Source organism: Caulobacter endophyticus, from assembly GCF_003116815.1.
Classification (GTDB): domain Bacteria; phylum Pseudomonadota; class Alphaproteobacteria; order Caulobacterales; family Caulobacteraceae; genus Caulobacter; species Caulobacter endophyticus.
In genome coordinates this window covers 79,818-101,479 of sequence record NZ_QDKQ01000026.1, presented here as the reverse complement: position 1 = coordinate 101,479, position 21,662 = coordinate 79,818, and the positions used below count along the sequence as shown (strand labels likewise).

24 protein-coding genes, 1 other RNA gene and 1 pseudogene are annotated in these 21,662 nt (G+C 68.5%); 18 read left to right on the top strand and 8 right to left on the bottom strand.

What is annotated here, in order from left to right:
- On the bottom strand, positions 1-832 hold an 832-nt coding region (locus DDF67_RS05970; RefSeq protein ID WP_109100006.1), incomplete at its 3' end, for an alpha/beta fold hydrolase.
- A gap of 56 nt (positions 833-888) precedes the next feature.
- Here DDF67_RS05970 and DDF67_RS05965 point away from each other — a divergent pair.
- Both DDF67_RS05965 and DDF67_RS05960 read left to right on the top strand, forming a co-directional pair.
- A complete protein-coding gene (locus DDF67_RS05965; RefSeq protein ID WP_109100005.1) occupies positions 889-2,085 on the top strand; it encodes a glycosyltransferase family 4 protein in 1,197 nt (398 codons plus the stop codon).
- A complete protein-coding gene (locus tag DDF67_RS05960; RefSeq protein ID WP_109100004.1) occupies positions 2,082-3,053 on the top strand; it encodes a glycosyltransferase family 9 protein in 972 nt (323 codons plus the stop codon). Before DDF67_RS05965 ends, DDF67_RS05960 begins: the two co-directional genes overlap by 4 nt.
- Here the strand turns inward: DDF67_RS05960 and DDF67_RS05955 are convergent.
- Positions 3,050-3,556 carry a GNAT family N-acetyltransferase gene (locus tag DDF67_RS05955; RefSeq protein ID WP_109100003.1) on the bottom strand — a complete coding sequence of 169 codons (507 nt, stop codon included), beginning with the start codon at positions 3,554-3,556 and terminating at the stop codon, positions 3,050-3,052. The genes DDF67_RS05960 and DDF67_RS05955 overlap by 4 nt on opposite strands.
- Before the next feature lie 58 nt (positions 3,557-3,614).
- Here DDF67_RS05955 and DDF67_RS05950 point away from each other — a divergent pair, with 58 nt between their 5' ends.
- The 3 genes from DDF67_RS05950 (at position 3,615) to DDF67_RS05940 (ending at position 5,488) form a co-directional block, all read left to right on the top strand.
- Positions 3,615-4,187 (top strand): TspO/MBR family protein, encoded by a 573-nt coding sequence (locus DDF67_RS05950; RefSeq protein WP_109100002.1) that lies wholly within the window; start codon positions 3,615-3,617, stop codon positions 4,185-4,187.
- A gap of 45 nt (positions 4,188-4,232) precedes the next feature.
- A complete protein-coding gene (locus tag DDF67_RS05945) occupies positions 4,233-4,616 on the top strand; it encodes a ribosomal maturation YjgA family protein (protein ID WP_109100001.1) in 384 nt (127 codons plus the stop codon).
- Positions 4,617-4,825: 209 nt separating this feature from the next.
- A complete protein-coding gene (locus tag DDF67_RS05940) occupies positions 4,826-5,488 on the top strand; it encodes a DUF1109 domain-containing protein (RefSeq protein ID WP_109100000.1) in 663 nt (220 codons plus the stop codon).
- Positions 5,489-5,629: 141 nt separating this feature from the next.
- On the opposite strand, the gene fba is transcribed toward DDF67_RS05940, so the two are convergent.
- Both fba and DDF67_RS05930 read right to left on the bottom strand, forming a co-directional pair.
- Positions 5,630-6,721 carry a class II fructose-bisphosphate aldolase gene (gene fba, locus DDF67_RS05935; protein ID WP_109099999.1) on the bottom strand — a complete coding sequence of 364 codons (1,092 nt, stop codon included), beginning with the start codon at positions 6,719-6,721 and terminating at the stop codon, positions 5,630-5,632.
- A gap of 206 nt (positions 6,722-6,927) precedes the next feature.
- Positions 6,928-8,118 carry a phosphoglycerate kinase gene (locus DDF67_RS05930; protein ID WP_109099998.1) on the bottom strand — a complete coding sequence of 397 codons (1,191 nt, stop codon included), beginning with the start codon at positions 8,116-8,118 and terminating at the stop codon, positions 6,928-6,930.
- A gap of 20 nt (positions 8,119-8,138) precedes the next feature.
- Between DDF67_RS05930 and DDF67_RS26395 the strand changes: the two are divergent.
- A pseudogene (locus DDF67_RS26395) lies at positions 8,139-8,251 on the top strand (hypothetical protein); the annotation flags it as partial.
- A 43-nt stretch (positions 8,252-8,294) separates the two neighbouring features.
- On the opposite strand, the gene gap reads toward DDF67_RS26395, so the two are convergent.
- Positions 8,295-9,302 carry a type I glyceraldehyde-3-phosphate dehydrogenase gene (gene gap / locus DDF67_RS05925; protein WP_109099997.1) on the bottom strand — a complete coding sequence of 336 codons (1,008 nt, stop codon included), beginning with the start codon at positions 9,300-9,302 and terminating at the stop codon, positions 8,295-8,297.
- A 217-nt stretch (positions 9,303-9,519) separates the two neighbouring features.
- Between gap and DDF67_RS05920 the strand changes: the two genes are divergently transcribed.
- From DDF67_RS05920 to DDF67_RS05865, 12 genes are all read left to right on the top strand, one after another.
- Positions 9,520-9,975 (top strand): DUF4164 family protein, encoded by a 456-nt coding sequence (locus DDF67_RS05920; RefSeq protein ID WP_109099996.1) that lies wholly within the window; start codon positions 9,520-9,522, stop codon positions 9,973-9,975.
- 4 nt (positions 9,976-9,979) lie between these two features.
- The gene (locus DDF67_RS05915) at positions 9,980-10,306 is read left to right on the top strand and encodes a cell division protein ZapA (RefSeq protein ID WP_058348093.1); all 327 of its coding nucleotides are present in this window, start codon (positions 9,980-9,982) and stop codon (positions 10,304-10,306) included.
- A gap of 211 nt (positions 10,307-10,517) precedes the next feature.
- Positions 10,518-11,891 (top strand): hypothetical protein, encoded by a 1,374-nt coding sequence (locus DDF67_RS05910; RefSeq protein WP_109099995.1) that lies wholly within the window; start codon positions 10,518-10,520, stop codon positions 11,889-11,891.
- Positions 11,892-11,937: 46 nt separating this feature from the next.
- A non-coding RNA gene (gene ssrS, locus DDF67_RS05905) (6S RNA) lies at positions 11,938-12,100 on the top strand.
- Positions 12,101-12,141: 41 nt separating this feature from the next.
- Positions 12,142-12,756, top strand: coding sequence for a 5-formyltetrahydrofolate cyclo-ligase (locus tag DDF67_RS05900; RefSeq protein WP_109099994.1), 615 nt, complete (start codon positions 12,142-12,144; stop codon positions 12,754-12,756).
- A 6-nt stretch (positions 12,757-12,762) separates the two neighbouring features.
- Positions 12,763-13,584: a TIGR00282 family metallophosphoesterase gene (locus DDF67_RS05895; protein WP_109099993.1), complete on the top strand. Its 822-nt coding sequence runs from the start codon at positions 12,763-12,765 to the stop codon at positions 13,582-13,584.
- A gap of 96 nt (positions 13,585-13,680) precedes the next feature.
- Positions 13,681-14,052 (top strand): endonuclease domain-containing protein, encoded by a 372-nt coding sequence (locus DDF67_RS05890; protein ID WP_109099992.1) that lies wholly within the window; start codon positions 13,681-13,683, stop codon positions 14,050-14,052.
- Positions 14,053-14,189: 137 nt separating this feature from the next.
- Positions 14,190-14,606 carry an organic hydroperoxide resistance protein gene (locus tag DDF67_RS05885; protein ID WP_109099991.1) on the top strand — a complete coding sequence of 139 codons (417 nt, stop codon included), beginning with the start codon at positions 14,190-14,192 and terminating at the stop codon, positions 14,604-14,606.
- A gap of 119 nt (positions 14,607-14,725) precedes the next feature.
- On the top strand, positions 14,726-15,481 hold the full coding sequence (locus tag DDF67_RS05880) for a YebC/PmpR family DNA-binding transcriptional regulator (RefSeq protein ID WP_109099990.1): 756 nt from the start codon (positions 14,726-14,728) through the stop codon (positions 15,479-15,481).
- A gap of 230 nt (positions 15,482-15,711) precedes the next feature.
- Positions 15,712-18,621, top strand: a complete 2,910-nt coding sequence (gene ileS, locus DDF67_RS05875; protein WP_109099989.1) for an isoleucine--tRNA ligase — start codon at positions 15,712-15,714, stop codon at positions 18,619-18,621.
- Between the two features lie 176 nt (positions 18,622-18,797).
- A complete protein-coding gene (gene lspA, locus DDF67_RS05870) occupies positions 18,798-19,307 on the top strand; it encodes a signal peptidase II (RefSeq protein WP_109099988.1) in 510 nt (169 codons plus the stop codon).
- Between the two features lie 126 nt (positions 19,308-19,433).
- Positions 19,434-20,003, top strand: a complete 570-nt coding sequence (locus DDF67_RS05865) for a DUF3035 domain-containing protein (RefSeq protein ID WP_109099987.1) — start codon at positions 19,434-19,436, stop codon at positions 20,001-20,003.
- A gap of 72 nt (positions 20,004-20,075) precedes the next feature.
- On the opposite strand, the gene DDF67_RS05860 is transcribed toward DDF67_RS05865, so the two are convergent.
- From DDF67_RS05860 to DDF67_RS05850, 3 genes are all read right to left on the bottom strand, one after another.
- On the bottom strand, positions 20,076-20,387 hold the full coding sequence (locus DDF67_RS05860; protein WP_109100011.1) for a hypothetical protein: 312 nt from the start codon (positions 20,385-20,387) through the stop codon (positions 20,076-20,078).
- 148 nt (positions 20,388-20,535) lie between these two features.
- Positions 20,536-21,054, bottom strand: coding sequence for a DUF3617 family protein (locus tag DDF67_RS05855; protein WP_109099986.1), 519 nt, complete (start codon positions 21,052-21,054; stop codon positions 20,536-20,538).
- 83 nt (positions 21,055-21,137) lie between these two features.
- The gene (locus DDF67_RS05850) at positions 21,138-21,644 is read right to left on the bottom strand and encodes a bactofilin family protein (protein ID WP_109099985.1); all 507 of its coding nucleotides are present in this window, start codon (positions 21,642-21,644) and stop codon (positions 21,138-21,140) included.
- Positions 21,645-21,662: the final 18 nt, after the last annotated feature.

Sequence of the window (21,662 nt, the reverse complement as noted above, 5' to 3'; positions counted from 1 at the left end):
CCGCCGGCGCCTGGCCGGCCGAGCGGGCGCGGGCGGCGCGGGCCAGGCGACGGGCCACCGGATCGTCGTCGACGGGCGTGGCCAGCACGCGGGCCTCGGCGACCGCGGCGACCAGGCGCTCCAGGTCCTGCGGGCGCGACAGGCGGTGGTCGCCGTCCTTGATCAGCGAGAACACCACGTCGTCGCTCTTGAGGGCGTTGGCCAGTTCCAGCGCGTGGGTCCACGGCACGTCGGCGTCGGCTCCGCCTTGCAGCACGCGCACGGGAACCTCGATCGGCACGGGGCCGGGCAGGATCGACCAGCGGGCGCCGTCCTCCAGCAGGTCGCGGGTGATGGCGTAGCCGCCGTCGTCGTACTCGGACGGGCGGATCCAGAAACCATCGCGGGCGATCGCGGCCCTGGCCTCGTCGGAAAGCTCGGGCTCCATCAGCTTGTCGGTGAAGTCGGGGGCGGGCGCGATCAGCACCAGGGCCTTCACCCGCTCGGGCCGGGCGATGGCGGCCAGGCACGCGAGCCACCCGCCCATGGACGAGCCGACCAGCACCAGGGGCCCTTCGGTCAGTTCGTCGATGATCGCCAAGGCGTCGGCGCGCCAGCGGCTGATCGTGCCGTCCTTGAAAGCGCCCGACGATTCGCCGTGGCCGAAATAATCGAACCGCACATAGGATCCGCCCGTGGCCAGGGCCTGGTCTGCCAGCGCCTGAGCCTTCGTGCCGGTCATGTCGGAGTGAAATCCGCCCAGCCACACGACCGTCGGGCCCTCGCCGTCGATCCTGCGGTAGGCGAGACGTTGATTTTCCTCGCGCAGGTGGAAATCACGGACTTCGGTCATGGCGCGGCCTTGTTCGTTTCGCTAACTAACCCCTCCTAACCTCTTCAGAGCGCGGCGTGTCCATCCTTCCCGATGATTTCACCCTGCTGCAGGTGACTCCGGAACTGGAAACAGGCGGAGCCGAGCAGACCACGATCGACGTCGCGCATGGCGTGGTGGCCCAGGGCGGCAAGGCCCTGGTGGCGACGCGCGGCGGCCGCATGGCCGCGCGGCTCGAGGCCGACGGCGGGCGTCTGGCCCAGATGCCGGCTCAGTCGAAGAACCCGCTGGTGATGCTGGGCAACGCCGCCCGCCTGATCGACCTGATCCGCCGCGAGAAGGTGACCCTGGTCCACGCCCGCTCGCGCGCCCCGGCCTTCCCGGCCCTGTGGGCGGCGCACGCCACCAAGGTTCCGTTCGTGGCCACCTATCACGGGGTCTACAACGCCAAGTCCGCGCTGAAGCGCTGGTACAATGCGGTGATGACCAAGGGCGACCTGGTCATCGCCAACTCCGACTACACCCGCGCCCACGTCATCGCCGAGCACGGCATCCATCCCGACAGGGTGGTGGCCATTCCGCGCGGGGTGGACCTGGCGCGCTTCGAGCCCAGCTTCGTCTCGGGCGAGCGGGTCGAGGCCCTGCGCAAGGCCTGGGGCGTGGCCGGCGACGAGCGGCGGCTGAAGGTGCTGCTGGCTGGACGCTTGACCCGCTGGAAGGGCCAGGGCCTCGCCATCCAGGCGGTCGCCCGCCTCAAGGCGCTGGGCGATGCGCGCGTGCTGCTGCTGCTGGCCGGCGACGACCAGGGCCGCAAGGGCTATCGCGCCGAGCTGGAGCACATGATCGCCCAGGCCGGACTGGAAGACAGCGTCAGGCTTGTCGGCCACTGCGACGACATGCCGGCCGCCTATCTGCTGGCGGACCTGGCCATCGCCCCGTCGCTGGAGCCGGAGGCCTTCGGCCGCACGGCGGTCGAGCCGCAGGTGATGGGCCGCCCGGTGATCGCCGCCGACCATGGCGCCACGCGCGAGACGGTGGTTCCGGGCGAGACCGGTTGGCTGGCCGCGCCGGGCGACGTAGAGGCCTGGGCCCAGGCGCTGAACGACGCCTGCGAGGCCGGCGCGGCCGGGCGCCAGGCGATGGGCATGGCCGCTCGCGCGCGTGCCCGGCGGTTGTATTCTGTGGACGCGATGGTCGAGGCGACCCTTAAGGTCTATGCGCGCGTCATGGCCGCCCGGGGGAACGGGGCGGGAGTTTCGGAGTCGAAGGGTTGAGCAAGGAGATCAAGAAGGTCCTGGTCATCAAGCTGGGCGCGCTGGGCGATTTCGTCCTGGCCCTGGCGGCGATGAAGAAGATCCGCGAGGCCCACCCGCGCGCCAAGATCACCCTGCTGACCACGCCGCCTTTCGAAGCCCTGGCGCGGCTGTCGCCCTATTTCAACGCCGTCGAGGTCGACGGCCGTCCCAGCGACGCGGGCGACCTGTTCAAGATGCTGGGCCGCATCCGCAAGGCCAAATACGACCGCGTCTACGACCTGCAGACCAACAACCGCACCGGCTGGTACTTCCAGGCCCTGCGCCCATTCCCGCCGCAGTGGTCGGGGATCGCCAAGGGCGCGAGCCTGCCCCAGCGCGGCCGCGCCCGCCAGCACATGCACACGCTGGAGCGGCACGCCGACCAACTGCGTCAGGCCGGCATCTGGCCCGATGCGCCGACCGAGCCGGGCAGCGCCCCGCCGCCGGACCTGTCGTGGATCCTGCGCAAGCACAAGGACGCCCGCCCCGTCGCCGGCGCCGTGACGCCCAAGCCCTATGTGCTGCTGGTGCCCGGCGGCTCGGCCCACCGGCCCGAGAAGCGCTGGCCGGTCGAGAGCTACGCCCAGCTGGCGGCGCTGCTGAAGTCCAAGGGGCTGGACATCGTGATCATCGGCGGTCCGCAGGAAAGCGCCATGGCGCGCCAGATCCAGAAGGCGGCCGGCCAGGCCCGCGACCTCACCGGACGCACCGACTTCGCCCAGCTGGCGGTGCTCGGCGCCAAGGCCGCCCTGGTGGTCGGCAACGACACGGGTCCCACCCACCTGCTGGCGGCGGCCGGCGCGCCGACCATCGCCCTGTTCTCCGACGCCTCGGATCCGGCCCTGTGCGGCCCTCGCGGCCATGTGGCGGTGATCAAGTCGCCGGACCTGAAGGCCCTGCCGGTCAGCACCGTGGCCAGCACGGCGATCTCGCTGCTGCCCCGCTAGGATCGCCGGCGCATGAATACCCGGGCGTCCTCGTCGAGGCCCCGCGCCAGGTGCTCGGTCCGGATCGCGGCCATGCCGGGAGTCAGGTCGCGCACCACCTCGAAGCCCAAGCGGGCGTAGTAGGGCGCATTCCACGGCACGTCGCGGAAGGTCGATAGCGTCAGGTCGCCGCCGTTCGCCCGCTCGGCGACGGCGTCCAGCAGGGCTGCGCCAATGCGCCGGCCGGCCAAGGCGGGCAGCACGTCCAGCTGTTCCACATAGAGCCCGCCCTCCAACTGGCGGAACATCACGAACGCGGCGACTGTTTCCCCGATCTCGGCGACCAGCAGGCCGCCCTCGACGATTCGCCGGGCCAGAAGCGGTGCGGGCGTCGGCTCGTCGGCGGCGACGGCGTCCATCAGGCCCAGGAAGCGCTGGGCCGATGCGCGTTCGAGGTCGCGGATCGTCTCGATCTCGACGACGCGCGCGGGACGTTGCAGGATGGGCGCGGGGGCGCTGTTCATCTGGAACCAAGCCGGAAACTGGACGGTTTAGGGTTCCGAGTTAACGAGGAGTCCGTCAATGCGCATCACCCCCGGCAAGCCGTACGCCCCCCGCGCCCTGCCTGGCCGCGAAGCGTTCCAGCCGGACACCAGCGGCAACAGCGCCGGCGCCCAGCTGGCCATCGGCCTGGCCCTGGCGGGCGGCGCGGTCCTGGCCGCCTCGCTGCTGGGCCGCCGCCACGAGCGGGTGATCGACGACGAGGAATACGCTGTCGGCTACGCCGAGATGCACGAGCCGGTCGCCCATCAGCCCAAGCCTCTGACCAGCCTGCTGCTGCCGCCGCTGTTCATCGCCATGACCTTGTCTGGCCTGCGCACCTGGAACGCGCCGTCCAGCCCCGCCCGGACCCGGGCCCTGACGCTGTGGAGCCTGACCCAGGGCTTCAACGCCCTGTGGCTGGCTTTCGGCACGAAACGGGGCGGCGGCCAGCTGGCGGTGGCCACGGCCTCGCTGGGCGCATCGGCCGCCTATGCGGTGGAGGCGCGAAAGGTCGGGGGCGCGTCGGCGCCGGATCTTGGCTGGCTGGGCGTGGCCAACGCCCTGACCGCCCAGCTGTGGCGCCGCTCGCCGGTTCGTCCCACCTTGCACTAGACGTGCCGGCGCGGCTTTCTCCCAGCCTTCGGGGTGGGAGAGGTCATGCGGATTCGCTTCGGTTATCTGGCGCTCGCAATCGCGCTTTTCGCGGTCGAGGTGGTGATCGCGCTGTTCGTGCGCGATGCCTTGGTGCGACCCTACATGGGCGACGTGCTGGCTACGGCGATGGTCTATTTCGGCCTGCGTGGCGTGACGCCCCTGGGGCGGATCGGTGCGGCCGCGGGCGCCTTCGGCCTGGGGGCGGTGGTCGAGATCGGCCAGGCGCTCCATATTCTCGACCTCGTGGGTCTCGGCGCCAGCCGTTGGGCGCGCGTAGTGTTCGGAGGGGTGTTCGATTTCAAGGACCTGGCCTGCTACGCGATCGGTGTCGCCCTGGCCATGGCGGTCGACCGGCGGCAACAGAGCGAGCCGTTCGCCGCCAGATGAGGCGCCGGGCTGCGCACTCACGGTTCACGGCGCCGCTCAACCGTGCATTGATATGGTGTCCACAGGCGCTCCACAGGGCTCGCAGAACGGTGGTATTGACTTCCTCTGCCTAACCTTTACGCATTCGCCCCGGCTTTTGAGATCGCCTCTCACGAGCGCGCCGCCAGGGGACGGGCGGCAGAAAACAAGCCTGTTGCGGGGGGAAGCGGTTGGCCTTCGACGACGCGACCTATGACGACGGCGTGCTCGCCGTGCGGAGGCCCGACGCGTCGGCGTGGCGGCCGAAAGCCACGCGGCCGGCCTGGCGTCTGGCCGAGATCGGCGTCGCGGGCGGCCTGACCGCCCTGCTGCTGGTCTTCTTCTGGCTGGACCTGCGCCCCGATATAAAAGTCGCGCACCAGCAGCCATTCTTCTGGCTGAAGATGGCCTATACCGCCGCGCTCGCGGCTGCCGGCTTCGACGGCCTCGTCCGTCTGATCCGCCGCGGTCCGCCGGCGCCCACGGCGATCGTCGTAGCCGTCATCGCGCTGCTGATCTTCGCCGTCGGCGGGGCCACCGAGGCGACGCAGTTGGAGCCGGCCAGGCTGGCCCGCCTGTTTTCGCCAGCCTCCGTGGGTGCGTGCTTCTTCAACATCATCGCCCTGGCCCTGCCGACCCTGCTGCTGTCCCTGACGGTGCTGCGCGGCGTCGAGAGCGAGCGTCCGATCCTGGCGGGCTTCGCGGCCGGAGTCTTCGCCGGCGGCGTGGCCGCCAGCGTCTACGGCCTGCATTGCCCGCACTCGACCTTCGTCTTCGTGGGCCTCTGGTACCTGGGCGGCGTGCTGTTGTGCGGCCTTGCCGGCGCCGCCCTCAACCGGCTAGCCGCGCTTTAGGACGGCGGCGATCACGGCGCGGAAAGCTCTGGCAGCTGTTGGCCTGGGCGGTCAGCAAGAAATGTCCGGAAAGCGCCATGAGACGAAAAAGGCCCTCCCGGCGAACCGGAAGGGCCTTCGTTTCCGCCTGGGCGGAAAGGCTTATTCGGCGGCGGCCTTGCCGGCCGGAGCGCCGAACTTGGCGTTCAGCTCGCCCGAGATGTAGCGCTTGGCCATGGCCGCGGTCGACAGAGCGCGGATCTTGCCGGCATGGCCGGCCGAACCGAACTGTTCGAAGCGGTCCTGGCAGACCTTGCGCATGGCGTCCTTGGCGGGCTTGAGATAGGCGCGCGGGTCGAACTCGTGCGGCTTCTCGATCAGGATCTTGCGCACGGCGCCGGTGATGGCCAGGCGGTTGTCGGTGTCGACATTGACCTTGCGCACGCCGTGCTTGATGCCGCGCTGGATTTCCTCGACCGGCACGCCCCAGGTCTGGGGCATCTCGCCGCCATAGGCGTTGATGATGTCCTGCAGTTCCTGCGGCACCGACGACGAACCGTGCATCACCAGGTGGGTGTTGGGCAGGCGGCGGTGGATCTCCTCGATCACGTTCATGGCCAGGACGTCGCCGTCCGGCTTGCGCGTGAACTTGTAGGCGCCGTGGCTGGTGCCCATGGCGATGGCCAGGGCGTCGACGCCGGTGGCCTGCACGAAGTCGACGGCCTGGTCCGGATCGGTCAGCAGCTCGTCGTGGCTAAGCTTGCCCTCGAAACCGTGGCCGTCCTCGGCCTCGCCCATGCCGGTCTCCAGCGAGCCCAGTACGCCCAGTTCGCCCTCGACCGACACGCCGCAGGCGTGGGCCATCTCGACCACCCGGCGGGTGACGTCGACGTTGTACTCGTAGCTGGCGGGGGTCTTGGCGTCCTCCATCAGCGAGCCGTCCATCATCACCGAGGTGAAGCCGTACTGGATCGCCGTGGCGCAGGTCGCCGGGCCGTTGCCGTGGTCCTGGTGCATGCAGACCGGGATGTGCGGGTAGATGTCGACCAGGGCGTCGATCATCTTGGCCAACATGATGTCGTTGGCGTAGTTCCGCGCGCCGCGCGAGGCCTGGATGATGACCGGGCTATCGACCGCGTCGGCGGCCTCCATGATGGCCAGGCCCTGCTCCATATTGTTGATGTTGAAGGCGGGCAGCCCGTACTCATGCTCCGCCGCATGGTCCAGCAACTGCCTAAGCGTGATCCTCGCCACGTATTTCTCCTGCAAGCTTTGAAGTCGTTGGGTTGGTTCTTGTTCTTGGGGCGCGACGCTTTTGCGTTCTTTGCCCTGATTTCTCGGGGCCGGTTCCTCGTCCGGCGTCCCGAGAGCGGAAGCCCCGGCTCCCGAAAGGCTCGGGGCGGGGCGTCCGACTTGAATGCTGGTCCCGTGGCCGTCCTCGGCTCGCCGGGATCCTCCCTTTAGGCTTCGAGAGCCGCAACGCCCGGAAGCGTCTTGCCCTCCATCCATTCCAGGAACGCGCCGCCCGCCGTCGAGACGAAGGTGAAGTCGGCCGACACGCCCGCGTGATTCAACGCCGCGACGGTATCACCGCCGCCGGCAACCGCTACGGTCTTACCCGATTTCGCGAGGGCCGCGGCGTGTTTCGCCGCCGAAACGGTCGCTTCGTCGAAAGGTTGCACCTCGAACACGCCCAGCGGGCCGTTCCAGATCAAGGTGACGCTTTGGTCCATGGCGGTCAGCAGCTTCTTGGCGCTTTCCGGGCCGGCGTCGAGGATCAGGTCGTCGGCCTGGACTTCGCCGAGTTCGCGCACGGCCGTCTCGACGCCCGGAGCGACCTTCTTGGCCACCACAACGTCGACCGGAAGCAGCAGCTCGCAGCCGGCGGCGTCGGCCTTGGCGATGATTTCGCGGGCGGTGTCGGCCAGGTCCTTTTCGCAGAGCGAGCCGCCGACGTCGTGGCCTTGGGCGTAGAGGAAGGTGTTGGCCATGCCGCCGCCGATGGCCAGGCGGTCGAGCTTGGCGACCAGGTTGTTGAGCAAATCAAGCTTGGTCGAGACCTTGGAGCCGCCGACGATGCCGATCACCGGCTTCTTGGGGTTGCCCAGCGCGGCGTCGAGCGCTTCGAGTTCGCGCTGCATGGCCAGGCCCGGATAGGCCGGCAGCAGCCTGGCGAGGCCCTCGGTCGAGGCGTGGGCGCGGTGGGCGGCGCTGAAGGCGTCGTTGACGTAGACGTCGCCGTTGGCGGCCAGGGCCTTGGCGAATTCGGGATCGTTCTTCTCTTCGCCGGCGTGGAAGCGGACGTTCTCCAGCAGCGCCACGCCGCCGTTTTCCAGGCCGTTGATCACTTCAGCGGCGGCCGGACCGACGCAGTCCGAGGCGAAAGCGACCGGCTGTTCCAGCAGCTTGCTCAGCGGCTCGGCCACGAAGCCCAGGCTCATCTCCGGCACGACCTTGCCCTTGGGGCGGTCGAAGTGGGCGAGCAGGACGACCTTGGCGCCTTGCTTGGAGAGGTAGTGGATGGTCGGCAGGGCCGCGCGCAGGCGGGTGTCGTCGGTGATCCGGCCACCGTCGACGGGCACGTTGAAGTCCACCCGGACCAGGGCGCGCTTGCCGGCGAGATCGGCGGTGTCGAGGGTGCGGAAGGTCATGGATGAAATCCTGAAAGTCTGTGCGTTGGATCCTCGTCCTTCGACAGGCTCAGGATGAGGATCCAAGAGCGGGCATCTGAGTAGCCCTCATCCTGAGCCTGTCGAAGGACGAGGGCGGCCCCGCGAGAGGCCAAGGAAAACCCCCGTCCCTTTCGGGGCGGGGGTTTTTGAAGGCCTTAAAGGAACTTCGCCATTTCCAGAGCGGTGTCGCTCATGCGGGTCGCGAAGCCCCATTCGTTGTCGTACCAGCTGAGCACGCGGGCCAGCTTGCCCTCGATGACCTGGGTCTGGGGCAGGGCGGCCGTCGAGCTGGCGGCGATGTGGTTGAGGTCGCTCGAGACCAGCGGGTCGGTGGTCACGGCCAGGACGCCCTTCATCGGGCCGTCGGCGGCGGCTTGCAGCGCGGCGTTGATCTCGGCGATCGAGGTCTCGCGGCCGGCGACGACCTTCAGGTCGATGACAGAGACGTTCGGGGTCGGGACGCGGATCGACGAACCGTCCAGCTTGCCCTTCAGTTCCGGCAAGACCAGGCCCAGGGCCTTGGCGGCGCCGGTCGAGGTCGGGATCATGCTCAGGGCCGCGGCGCGGGCGCGGTAGAGGTCCTTGTGCATGGTGTCCAGCGTCGGCTGGTCGCCGGTGTAGCTGTGGATCGTGGTCATGTAGCCACGCTCGATGCCGAACAGGTCGTGCAGGACCTTGGCCACCGGGGCCAGGGCGTTGGTGGTGCACGAGCCGTTCGAGACGATGATGTCGTCGGCGGTCAGGGTCTCGTGGTTGACCTTGTAGACGATGGTCTTGTCGGCGCCGTCAGCCGGGGCCGAAACCAGCACGCGCTTGGCGCCGGCCTTCAGGTGCAGGGCGGCCTTGTCCTTGGCGGTGAAGATGCCGGTGCATTCGAAGGCGATGTCGACGCCGAGGTCGCCGTGCGGCAGCTCGTCGGGGTTGCGGATCGCAGTGACCTTGATCTTGCCGGTGCCGACGTCGATCCAGTCCTCGCCCGAGGTGACGACGCCGGGGAAGCGGCCGTGGACGCTGTCGTAGCGCAGCAGGTGAGCGTTGGTCTCGACCGGGCCCAGATCGTTGATCGCCACCACCTCGATGTCACGGCGGCCGTGCTCGGCGATGGAGCGCAGCACGAGGCGGCCGATACGGCCAAAGCCGTTAATGGCGACGCGAAGGGCCATGTGGTCTTTCTCCTCACGATCGGACCCGCTCGGAAGCGAGCGGCGTTCCTTGATTTTGCAGGGGGTTTCGCGGTCGAAAGCGGCGAAGTCAACCCCAGGAACGCTCACAAGACATTAGCTATTGTTGTGACGCTCGTTACATCGCCCAATTGTGGTCACGCCGGCTGGCGAAGTCGGCGACGATCTATATGTTGCGCCGCATGATGGGAACTTGCCGATGACACCGGGCGAAGGAAGCGCCCTCGACCTGGCCGCACGGCGGCTGGAGCGCGCTGTCGCGAACCTGGAGCAGAAAATCGCCGCTGAACGGGCCGAGCGAGCGCAGGCCGCCGCCCAGCCGGCGTCGGGCGATCTGTTCGCCGCCGCGCCGGCCGCGACCGACGCCGCGGTGGTCGAGAAGGCCGCGCGGCTGGCCGCCGATCTGGAGGCTGCCCGCGTCCGCGAGCGCGCCCTCGAGGAGGCCGGCGAGCAGGCCAGCGAGGCCCTGGGCCGCGCCATCGCCGAGATCCGCGCCGCCCTGGGCGACGAGAGCCTGATCGGCGAAGGCGTCCACGACGACGAGGAGGGCTCCGCGCCCGCCGATTTCGTCGAGGACGAAGCCGAAGACGAACCTGAAGCGTTGTACGACGAGGACGACCCGCCGTTCGACCCCGACCCGCCCGCGAAGGCCTGAGCCCATGGCGCAACTGACCATCCACGTGAACGGCCGTCCTTACAGCGTCGGCTGCGAAGACGGCCAGGAGGCCCACCTCCTGGAGATCGCGCGCCTGTTCGACCGCCAGGTTCGTCAGGTCAGCCAAGAGGTCGGCCAACTGGGCGAGACGCGCCTGTTCCTGATGGGCGCCCTGCTGCTGGCCGACGAGCTGTCGGACCTGAAGCTGCGACTGGCCCACAACCAGTCGGAACTGGCCCGTCTGCAGAACGAACAGACCCGCGTCGAAATCCGAGCCATCAAGGCCATCGACGCCGCGGCCGAGCGCATCGAGAAGCTGGCGGCGGGGTAGGGCGCTCCCTGCCTCTCTCTTGAGGATGTCGGGCAGGCGCGGGCCAGAGCTGACGCCCGCGTCGTGACGCGCCGGGCGCGAAGGTTTCCTTCCGTGACCAATCCAACGCCCAGCCGCGGTCGTCTGGCGTATCGCTTGACGATAGGTATTTAAGGAATTAGCTATTTATCTGTGGGGGCTGAGTTCCAGCGTCAACGTTCCGGGGGCAGGCATGGCGCGGTTCAATTTCGAGGGGCTCTTCGGCGGAGCGCGCTACATGCTGGTCTCGTTCGTGGTTCTGCTCGGTCAGCACCTGATCCTTCTGGCGCTCGTGTGGTGGTCGCGCGAGCCGACCGTTCCGCCCTTGTGGATCTGGATCAATCCTGGTCGCGAGCTGGTGTTCGGAGCCTTCATGGGACGTGAGAGCCTGGCTGCCGCGACGCTGCCCGTGGGCGTGGTCGTGACGCTGGCGGCGGACGCGCTGCTGATCGGCCTGGCTTTCCGGCGCGCCCGTTACGTCCGGGGCCCCTCCTGGATCCCGATCCTGACCATCACGCCGGTGCTGCAGCTGCTGGTGATCACCTGGCTGGCGGCGGCGCCCGCGCGGCGCGGGCCGCTCGAAGACCGGCCGTCGCGGGCCGCCCGCACGGTGGCGTTCGGCCTGCTGGCGGGCGTTGGCCTTACCCTCTTGGTGGTCGCGTTCTCGGTCCTGCTGCTCGGAACCTACGGGTACACCCTGTTCTTGGCCGCGCCATTCGTGATCGCCCTCGTCATCGGATACATCGCCAACAGGCCGGAGCAGGCGAGCAGGCTGAGGACGTCGGGCTTGGTCTCGAGCGCCTTCCTGCTGGGAGGACTGGCGCTGATCGGATTCGCGTTCGAAGGCCTGATCTGCCTGGTGATGGCCTCGCCTCTGATCGCGCTGATGGGTTGGATCGGGGCGCTGACCGGCCGCAGCCTGGCCGGCATGGGGCGGCCAGGGCGAGGAACCACCCTCGCCAGCGTCGCGGTGCTGCCGATCCTGCTGGCGGGCGAGGCCCTGGCGCCGCCGCGCGACGACTTCGAGAGCGTGGAGTCGATCGAGATCGCCGCCCCGCCCGCCGCCGTCTGGGACTCGGTGGTGCACATGGGCCCGATCCCCGGGGCTCCCGCCGCGCCCTTCCGCTGGGGGCTGGCCTATCCGATGCGGGGCGAGATCCAGGGCGAGGGCGTGGGCGCCATCCGTCGCGGCGTCTTCTCGACCGGTGTGGCCTATGAGCGCGTCACCGCTTGGGAGCCGGGCAGGCGGCTGGACTTCATCGTGCTCAGCGATCCGCCGTCGCTGAAGGAGCTTTCGCCCTACGAGCAGGTGAACGCGCCGCATATGAACGGCTATTTCCGCACCCGCGACGCGCGCTTCTCGATCACGCCGCTGCCGGGCGGGCGAAGCCGCCTGACCCTGGCCACGCACCACGACCTGGATCTGGCGCCGGCCGCCTACTGGACGCCGATGGCGCAATGGGCGGTGCACGCCAACAAGCAGCGGGTGCTGCACCACTTCCGCAGGCAGGCGGAGGCAGGGCGCGAAGACGTGGGCGCGACGCCTGCGACATCGATTCCGGAATAGGGCCCTATCGCCGAAGCCTCCGAACCCCTATCTTGTCAGGCGGCGGGTCGTGCTGCGGCTCTCGTCGAAGATTTCTAATCCCAGGGACCTTAATCTCTCTATCGGGATCTGTTCCCTCCCGTGGCCGTGGCTGCGGGAACACGGAGCCCACCTGTATCTAACAGGTTCGAGTGGATTGAAACGTCTTCACGGTTCTTCGCGGCGCCGCCACCCTTTCCCTTTATGCCCGTCGTTCGGCTAGAAGGTCGTGATGACCATCGCCGATCCCGCCGCCGCCAAGGCCGCCCTGCGCGTCTTCGTGCGCAATCGCCGCAAGCAACTGGCCCTTGAACACCCCGAAGCCGACTGGATGGCGGTGGACGTGGCGCGCGAGCCGTTGTCGGCGCGTTTCCCGGATCCGAAAGGCAAGGTCGCCGCGCTCTATCACGGTCTGGGCTCGGAGGTTTCCGCCCGCGCCCTGGCCGACTGGATGGCCGAGCAGGGCTGGTCGCTGGCCCTGCCCAGCGTCGAGGGCGCCGATCCGCACGGCAAGGGCGGGCGGATGGTCTTTCGCGCCTGGACCCCGGGGGAGCCCCTGGCCCGCGACGCGATCGGCCTGGTCGCGCCGATCGCCGAAAAAGCCGTCGTTCAGCCCGACCTGGTGATCACGCCGCTTCTGGCCTGGGATCGCGAGGGCCGGCGTCTGGGGCAGGGCGGGGGCTATTACGACCGGGCGCTGGAGGCCCTGCGCGGTCGCAAGGAGGTCTTCGTCCTGGGCCTCGCCTACAAGGGCCAGGAGACCCATGGCCTGCCCGACGAACGACACGATCAACGATTGGACGCGATCTTGACCGAAAACGAGTATATCGAGGTCCGAAAGGACTGATCGATCATGCGTTTTGCTTTCTTCGGCGACGTCGTCGGCAAGTCGGGCCGCGACGGCCTGGCCGACCACCTGCCGGGCCTCCGTCGCCAACTGGGCCTTGAGTTCGTCATCATCAACGCCGAGAACGCCGCCGCCGGCTTCGGCATCACCGAGAACACCGCGCGCGAGCTGTTCGACGCCGGGGCCGACTGCCTGACGCTGGGCAACCACAGCTGGGACCAGCGCGAGGCCCTGACCTATATCGTGCGCGAGCCGCGCCTGATCCGTCCGGCCAACTATCCGGTCCTGTCCGACGCCCCGGGCCGCGGCAGCCACCTTTTCCAGACCGACAGCGGCAAGACCGTATTTGTCGTGAATCTGCTGGGCCGGGTGCACATGGACGCGATGGACGATCCGTTCGCCGCCGCCGACCGCGAACTCGACAAGGCGCCGCTGGGCCAGGTCGCCGATGCGGTGATCGTCGACATGCACTGCGAGGCCACCTCCGAGAAGATGGCCATGGGTCACTATTGCGACGGCCGCGCCAGCCTGGTGGTGGGCACTCACACCCACGTGCCGACCGCCGACTGCCAGATCCTGACGGGCGGCACCGCCTACCAGACCGACGCGGGCGCCTGCGCCGACTACGACAGCGTCATCGGCAACCAGAAGGAAGAGCCCCTGCGGCGCTTCACCACCAAGATCAGCGGCGGCCGCTACCAGCCCGCCAGCGGCCCGGCCACGGTCTGCGGCGTGTTCGTCGAGACCGACGACCGCACGGGTCTGGCCGTCCGCGTCGAGCCGATCCGGGTCGGCGGGCGGCTGAAGCAGAGCATTCCGCAGGTCTAGAAACCCTCTCCCGGAGGGGAGAGGGAGGGGCCCGCCGCGAAGCGGTGGGAGGGTGAGGGGTGACGCCGCCAACCGCGAAAACCCCGATTCCTCTGCTTGCTGTCTTCATGTCGCCCCTCAAGCTGGCGTCATGGACAAGCTCGCCAACGCCGCCGCCTGCGCCGCGCCCAGACCCTCGCCGAGGAAAAGCTCTGGGCGCTGTTGCGTGGTCGCCGCCTGGGCGGGTTCAAGTTCCGTCGCCAGATGCCGATCGATCGGTACTTCGCTGATTTTGTCTGTCGTGATGCGAACCTGATCGTGGAGCTCGATGGGGCTTCCCACGAAGATCGCGAGCTTCACGACATGGAGCGGACCGTGGCTCTCCAGCGCTGTGGTTATCGCGTGCTGCGCTTCGGCAATGAGTTCGTCCTGACCGACCCTGGCGAGGTGCTGCTGGCTATCGGCGCGGCGCTCCGGCTGAAGGCGTGACCCCTCACCCTCCCATGCTGCGCATGGGTCCCTCCCTCTCCCTCCGGGAGAGGGGCAAATCCATACAATCCACTCACGCTTGCATCCGTCACGATCTCCGGCCCAACCTCCTTCCGAGGCAAGCACAGGAGCCCTCAATGACCGATACCGCCGTCTACACCGCCAAGGCTCACGCCGTGGGCGGGCGCCAGGGAACCGCCAAGACCGACGATGGTCACCTGGACGTGCAACTGGGCTATCCCAAGTCGCTGGGCGGCAACGGCGAGGGCACCAATCCCGAGCAGCTGTTCGCCGCCGGCTATGCGGCCTGCTTCCTCGGGGCGCTGGGCCTGGTCGCCCGCAATCAGAACGTCAAGCTGGGCGAGCACAGCCTCGACAGCGAGGTCGACCTCATCAAGGACGACGTCAGCTTCCACATCGGCGTGCGCCTGACCCTCAACGCTCCCGAGGTCGACCGCGCCGTGGCCGAGGACCTGCTGCACAAGGCCCACCTGGTGTGCCCCTACTCCAAGGCCACCCGCGGCAACGTGGTGGTGGAGCTGAAGGTCGCCTGATCGCGCTTCAACGATGGAATGGGCGCGACGCGAGCGCCGCCTGGGGTGACAAGATGCATCTCCAGGCGGTAGAAGCGCCGCCAACCCATTCCATCGTCAGATCAGAGAAGAGCCTCCGAATGGCCGGCCACTCGAAATTCAAGAACATCATGCACCGCAAGGGCCGCGCCGACGCCGCGCGCTCCAAGCTGTTCTCCAAGCTGTCGCGTGAAATCACCGTGGCGGCCAAGACGGGCCTGCCCGACCCGGCCATGAACCCGCGCCTGCGCCTGGCCGTGAACAACGCCAAGGCCGAAAGCCTGCCCAAGGACGTCATCGAGCGCGCCATCAAGAAGTCGCAGATGGGCGACGCGGCCGACTACACCGAGATCCGCTACGAGGGCATGGGCCCCGGCGGCGTCGGCGTGATCGTCGAAGTTCTGACCGACAACAAGAACCGCGCGGCGTCGAACGTCCGCTCGCTGTTTTCCAAGTACGGCGGCAATCTGGGCGCCACCGGCTCGGTGACCTTCAACTTCGACCGCCTGGGCCAGATCGAGTATCCGGCCGCCAAGGCCAGCGAAGACGACATGATGGAAGCCGCCATCGAGGCCGGCGCCCAGGACGTCGAGAGCGATATGGGCGAAGAGGGCTCGGGCCACACCGTCTACACCGCCTTCGAGGACCTCAACGAAGTGTCGTCGGCCCTGGAAGCCAAGTTCGGCGAAGCCTCCTCGACCAAGATCGTCTGGAAGCCGAAGCTGCTGAACGAGGTCACCGGCGACAGCGTCGCCACCCTGATGAAGCTGCTGGACGCCCTGGACGAGGACGACGACGTCCAGAACGTCTATTCCAGCGCCGACATCAGCGAAGAAGAGCTGGCGAAGCTGGGCTGATCTTCGAGCATCGACGACAGGGCGGCCGCTTCGGGAAACCGAGGCGGCCGTTTCCTTTTGCGGCTTCCCCTTTGCGGGCCGCGCCCGCTCTGCTATCCCCTCGCTCCATGAGTTTCGTTCGGAAGATCGCGCGAATTATCCGCCCGGCGTGACGCCGCAGGACGAGACCTCCAGCGCGCGCCGGGTTCACCCGCCCCTCTCCCGACATTCCAGAGCTGGATAGCCTTCCCATGGCCGATGACGCCGCGCCCGCCCGCGACTACCGCGAAACCGTCTTTCTTCCCGACACGCCGTTCCCGATGCGCGCGGGCCTGCCCAAGAAGGAGCCCGAGATCCTGGAGGGCTGGGCGGCCCTGTCCGACAAGGGCCTCTACGGCGCCGTCCGCGCCAGGCGCCAGGCCGACGGCGCCCCGCTGTTCGTGCTGCACGACGGTCCGCCCTACGCCAACGGCGCGATCCATATCGGCCACGCGCTGAACAAGACGCTGAAGGACTTCGTGGTCCGCTCGCGCTTCGCGCTGGGCTACGACGTCGACTACGTGCCGGGCTGGGACTGCCACGGCCTGCCGATCGAGTGGAAGATCGAGGAGAAGTTCCGCAGCCAGGGCCGCCGCAAGGACGAGGTCCCGGCCGAGGAGTTCCGCCGCGAGTGCCGCGCCTACGCCGCCGGCTGGATCGAGGCCCAGAAGGTCGAGTTCCAGCGCCTGGGCGTGCTGGGCGACTGGTGGAACCGCTACGCCACCATGGACTTCGCCTCGGAAGCCAAGATCGTCGAGGAATTCCACCGCTTCGCCCTGAGCGGCCAGCTCTATCGCGGCTCCAAGCCGGTGATGTGGAGCCCGGTCGAGCGTACGGCCCTGGCCGAGGCCGAGATCGAGTATCACGACCATGTCTCGCCGACGGTGTGGGTGAAGTTCCCGGTCGTCGAGGGCTCGGACGCGACCCAAGGCGCCAAGCTGGTGATCTGGACGACCACGCCCTGGACGATCCCGGCCAACCGAGCGGTCTCCTACAATCCCGATATCCCCTACGCGGTCTTCGAGGTGAAGGCGCTGGAGGAAGGTCTGGAGTTCGAGCCCTGGGCTAAGCCGGGCGATCGCCTGATCGTGGCCGAAAAGCTGGCCGAGGAGGTCTTCAAGGCCGCCAAGGTCGCCGCTTTCGAGAAGATCGAGAGCGTCGACTGCGAGGGCATGGTGCTGGCGCACCCGCTGGCCGACCTCGACAGCCACTACGGCTTCGCCGTGCCGCTGCTGGCCGGCGACCACGTGACCGACGACGCGGGCACCGGCTTCGTTCACACCGCGCCGGGCCATGGCGCCGACGACTATCAGGTCTGGCTGGCCCACGGTCATCGCGAGATCCCCGACACCGTCGACCCGGACGGCGCCTATTATCCGTCGGTCGCTTTGTTCGCCGGCCTCAAGGTGCTGGAGACCGAGGGCAAGAAGATCGGCAAGTTCGGCCCCGCCAACGGCGCGGTCATGGACAAGCTGATCGAGGCTGGAAACCTGCTGGCGCGCGGCCGCGTCTCGCACAGCTATCCGCACAGCTGGCGCTCGAAGGCTCCGGTGATCTTCCGCAACACCCCGCAGTGGTTCATCCGCATGGACCACGAGGTCGAAAGCCTGGGCGGCAAGACCCTGCGCGAGACGGCTGTCCAGGCCATCGCCGATACCGCCTTCCATCCCGACGCAGGCCGCAACCGCATCGGCGCGATGGTCGAGACGCGTCCCGACTGGCTGATCAGCCGCCAGCGCAACTGGGGCACGCCGCTGGCGATGTTCGTCGACAAGCACACCGGTCACCCGCTGGTGGACGCCGACGTCAACGCCCGCATCCTGGCCGCCATCAAGGAGGGCGGCGCCGACGCCTGGTTCACCCGCCCCGACGCCGACTTCCTGGGTAACCACGACCCGGGCCAGTACGAAAAGGTCGTCGATATCCTCGACGTCTGGTTCGACAGCGGCTGCACTCACGCCTTCACCATCGAGGGGCGCGAGGACAGCGCCTGGCCGGCCGACCTCTACCTGGAAGGCTCCGACCAGCACCGCGGCTGGTTCCAGTCCAGCCTGCTCGAAGGCTGCGGCTCGCGCGGCCGCGCGCCCTACAAGGCCGTCCTGACCCATGGCTTCACCATGGACGAGAACGGCGAGAAGATGAGCAAGTCCAAGGGCAACACGATCGAGCCCCAGGCCATCACCAAGGAGTCCGGCGCCGAGATCCTGCGGCTGTGGGCGGCCATGGTCGACTATTCGGAGGACCAACGGATCGGCAAGACGATCCTGGCCACCACGACCGACGCCTATCGCAAGCTGCGCAACACCATGCGCTACCTGCTGGGCGCTCTGGCCGGCTTCACCGAGGAAGAGCGGGTCAGCGACTATGCCGAGTTCCCCCCGCTGGAGAAGTTCATCCTGCACCGCCTGTGGGAGCTGGATGGCCAGGTGAAGGCCGCCTATGAGACCTATCGCTTCAGCGACGTGGTCCGCCCGCTGGTCGACTTCTGCCAGGGCGATCTCTCGGCGCTGTTCTTCGACATCCGCAAGGACAGCCTCTATTGCGACGCGCCGACGGCACTGCGCCGCCGCGCCTATCGCACCGTGCTGGACTACGTGTTCGACCGTCTGACCATCTGGCTGGCCCCGCTGGCCAGCTTCACGATGGAAGAGGCCTGGACGACCCGGTTCCCCGAAGCCGGCCCGGTGGCCCTGCGCGTGATCCCGGAAACGCCGGCCGCTTGGGAAAACCAGGCCGAGGCCGCCCGCTGGGCCAAGGTCGAGACCGTCACGGGCGTCGTCACCGGCGCCCTGGAGGTGGAGCGACGCGAAAAGCGTATCGGTTCGGCCCTTGAGGCTGCGCCGGTGGTTTACATCGCCGACGCCGATCTTCTGGCCGCGTTCGAGGGGCTGGACGCCGCCGAAGTGTTCCGCACCAGCGCCGCGACCCTGGTCGCCGGCGAGGGCGGCGCGTTCGCGATTGACGAGGTCAAGGGCGTGTCGGTGGATCCGGTCAGGGCCGAGGGCCAGAAGTGCGCCCGTTCGTGGCGCATCCTGCCGGAAGTGGGAACCGACCCCCGCTATCCGGAGCTTAGCCTTCGCGACGCCGAAGCCGTGGCCCTCTGGGACGCGGCGCGGGCTTAAGGGCGCGATTTAGTTTCCTTCTCCCCTTGCGGGAGAAGGTGTCGCCGCAGGCGACGGATGAGGGGTTGAAGGCGCGGTCAGCCGCGCACGGCGCCGCCGGTGCGACCCCTCATCCGACCTGCTGCGCAGGCCACCTTCTCCCGCAAGGGGAGAAGGAAGATCGGGATGGAACGCACTTGGCCGCTTTGAAGATCACCCGCCTGGGCTGGACCGCCTACGCCGTCGCCGTCGCGACGGTGGTGCTCGACCAGATCTCCAAGCTCTGGGTGCTGGGCCTGCTGGGCTCGGCCCAGGGCTCCAGCGCCTCGCTGCTGGGTCCGGTCAAGCTGACCATGGTCCATAACTACGGCATGAGCTTTGGCCTGTTGCGCGACCACGCCGAATGGGGCCGCTGGCTGCTGACGGTGTTCTCGGCGGCGGTGGTGATCGGCCTGGGCGTCTGGGCGCGCAAGGCCGTTCGGCCGCTGACGGCGCTGGGCCTGGGCATGATCATCGGCGGGGCGATCGGGAACAACCTGATCGACCGGGTGATCTACGGCTACGTCGTCGACTTCATCGACGTGTCGCGACTCTATTTCCCGTGGGTGTTCAACGTCGCCGACTCGGGCATCTCGATCGGTGTCGCTTTCCTGTTGCTGGACAGTTTCATCGGTGAAGAGAAGAAGCTGTCGCACCAGACGGAATAGGGGCCAAACCAGGGCTTAGCGCCCAAGCAAGGCCACAAATCCGAAGGACATTGGCGCCCGCCTTCGGATGTCGTATCGAGGGCGTCCGATTTTCGGCCCCGGGGGCGGCCGCTGGAGCATGGGTTCATGAAGTTCAACCGGGTTGCGACCCTGAGCGTGCTGGCCGCCGTGGCCGCCACCGGTCTGGCCGGCTGCCAGTCGGCCTCGAAGGCCCTGGGCATGAGCAAGGTGGTCCCCGACGAGTTCCGCGTCGTCACCAAGGCTCCGCTCGTCGTTCCGCCCGACTACAGCCTGCGCCCGCCGGCGCCTGGCGAACCGCGCCCGCAGGAACTGCAGCCGGAAAGCGCCGCCCGTCAGGCGCTGCTGGGCCAGAGCCTGGCCGCCAACCGTACGGACGGCGAGAAGCTGCTGGTCTCCAAGGCCGGCGTCGACAAGGCCGACCCGCTGATCCGCTTCGTCGTCGACGACGAGAACGGCGACCTGGCCCACAAGGACGAGAGCTTCGCCAAGAAGGTCATGTTCTGGCGCAAGGACGACAAGACCGCTGGCGCGGTGACGGCGGCGGAAGCCGGCGCCACGGCCCCGGTGCCGGTCGACGCGGCCGCCGAAGAGGCGCGCCTGAAGACCCTGACCGGCGGCGGCGCGATCATCATCAGCCGCGACAAGCAGGGCAAGATTAAGCTGCCGGGCCTCTAAGGTCCGCAGCGATCGAGCTTTTGGAATTCGACGGCCCGGAGGTTCTGCTTCCGGGCCGTTTTCTTTTCGAGGTCAGTCGCGAGACGTGCGTTCCAGGATGGCGCGCAGTGTCTGGGCCTTCTGCGGCAGATCGGACGACAGCCGAGAGGCCATCTCACGAAGGCCTACGGCATAGGCTTCGCCGCCTTCGGCGATCTGGTGGGCGCGCTCGGCCAGGGCGATCAGGTCCCGTTCAAGGGCCTCGACTTCTTCTCGGGCCAGTTGGCGGGCTTCTTGTTGCAGGCGTTGCAGGCGCTGGGCCGTCGTCTCCGGCCCGCGGGTCAGATTGTAGACTTCGGCGCCGGCGGTTTCTTCCGGCACGACGGTCAGATGCGGACCGCTCATCGTCATCGGCTCCTCGAACTCACGGAACCCCCATGCGATGACAATGAACCTACAAGCCTTGCCGTTCCTGCAAAAAAGCGACGTTCCTTGCGAAGCTGGGCGTTTGTGGCGCACGAGCCACATAAGGTGTTTGGGCTAAGCCTGGCGACTAGGTCTTGGGCGCGGCGGCCTGTTCGTCGCCCTTGGCCTCGCACGGGCCGACATAGACGCTCTCGCTGTGCAGCCGCATGGTCTTGGACGCGCCGTAGGCCTGGACCTTCATCTCGAGGTCGGTCGTGGTGCGGGTTTCGAAGTCGCCCTTCACGACGCCGGAAAGGCTGTAGGTGATAGCGTCCTTGCGGCAGGTCAGCTCGATCGTGAAGCCGTTGATGACGGGCGTGACCTGGGGCGCGCCGCAGGGCGCAGCCTTGGCCGCCTCGGCCGCCGGATCGTGGCCCTCTCCGACGCACTGGGTGGTGCTCTGTTCGCCGCTGGGCGTGCCGGCCGTGGTCTTCCAGAGGCCGGCGCGCAGGGTCTTGGGCGGCCCGCCGGCCGCGGGGGCCGCTTCGCTCTGCGCCGACGGGGCGCTCGCGCCGGCGGCCGGGGCGGCGGCCTTGTCGTCGTTGCGCGAACAGCCGGCCGCCGCGAGGACGGCCAGGAGAAGGGCGAGGCGGGCGGTGGTCGTCATCGGCGTACTGTCCCGAAAAGCGATGCGCGGCGAAGCGCTTCGATCCGAACAATACCCGGACGCACCGCCCGGTTGCCAGGGGATCAGCCGACGGCGGGCGCGTAAGTCGCGGGGGCGGCGGTCTGGACCGGCGCGGGCGCCGGGGCAGGGGCCGGTTGCGGCGCAGGACGGGTGAACTTGACGCTGCGGCCCTGGAAGTCCGCGCCGCTTTCCATGGCCAGTTGCTCGTGGGCGATGTCGCCCTCGACCTTGGCGGTGCCGTAAAGGCGCACCTGGCGGGCGGCGACGGCCCCGATGACCTTGCCGTGAATCTCGACGGCCTGGGCGGCGATCGAGCCTTCCACGCGGCCGTTCGGGCCCAGCACCAGCTTGCCGACCTTGATGTCGCCCTGGACGATGCAGTCCAGGTGCAGTTCGCCGTCGCCGGACACGTCTCCGCGGATGGTCAGGCCCTGGGCGATCAGCGAGGCGGGCTTGGGGCGCGGCGCCGGCGCGGGCGCGGCGGCCTGGGCCTGCGGGGCGGGCGCCGGAGCGACCGCCAGCGGCTCCAGGGCCAGCGGGGCGGGGGCGTCTTTCTTCTTCTGGAACATGAGGCGGCGGCTTTCTCG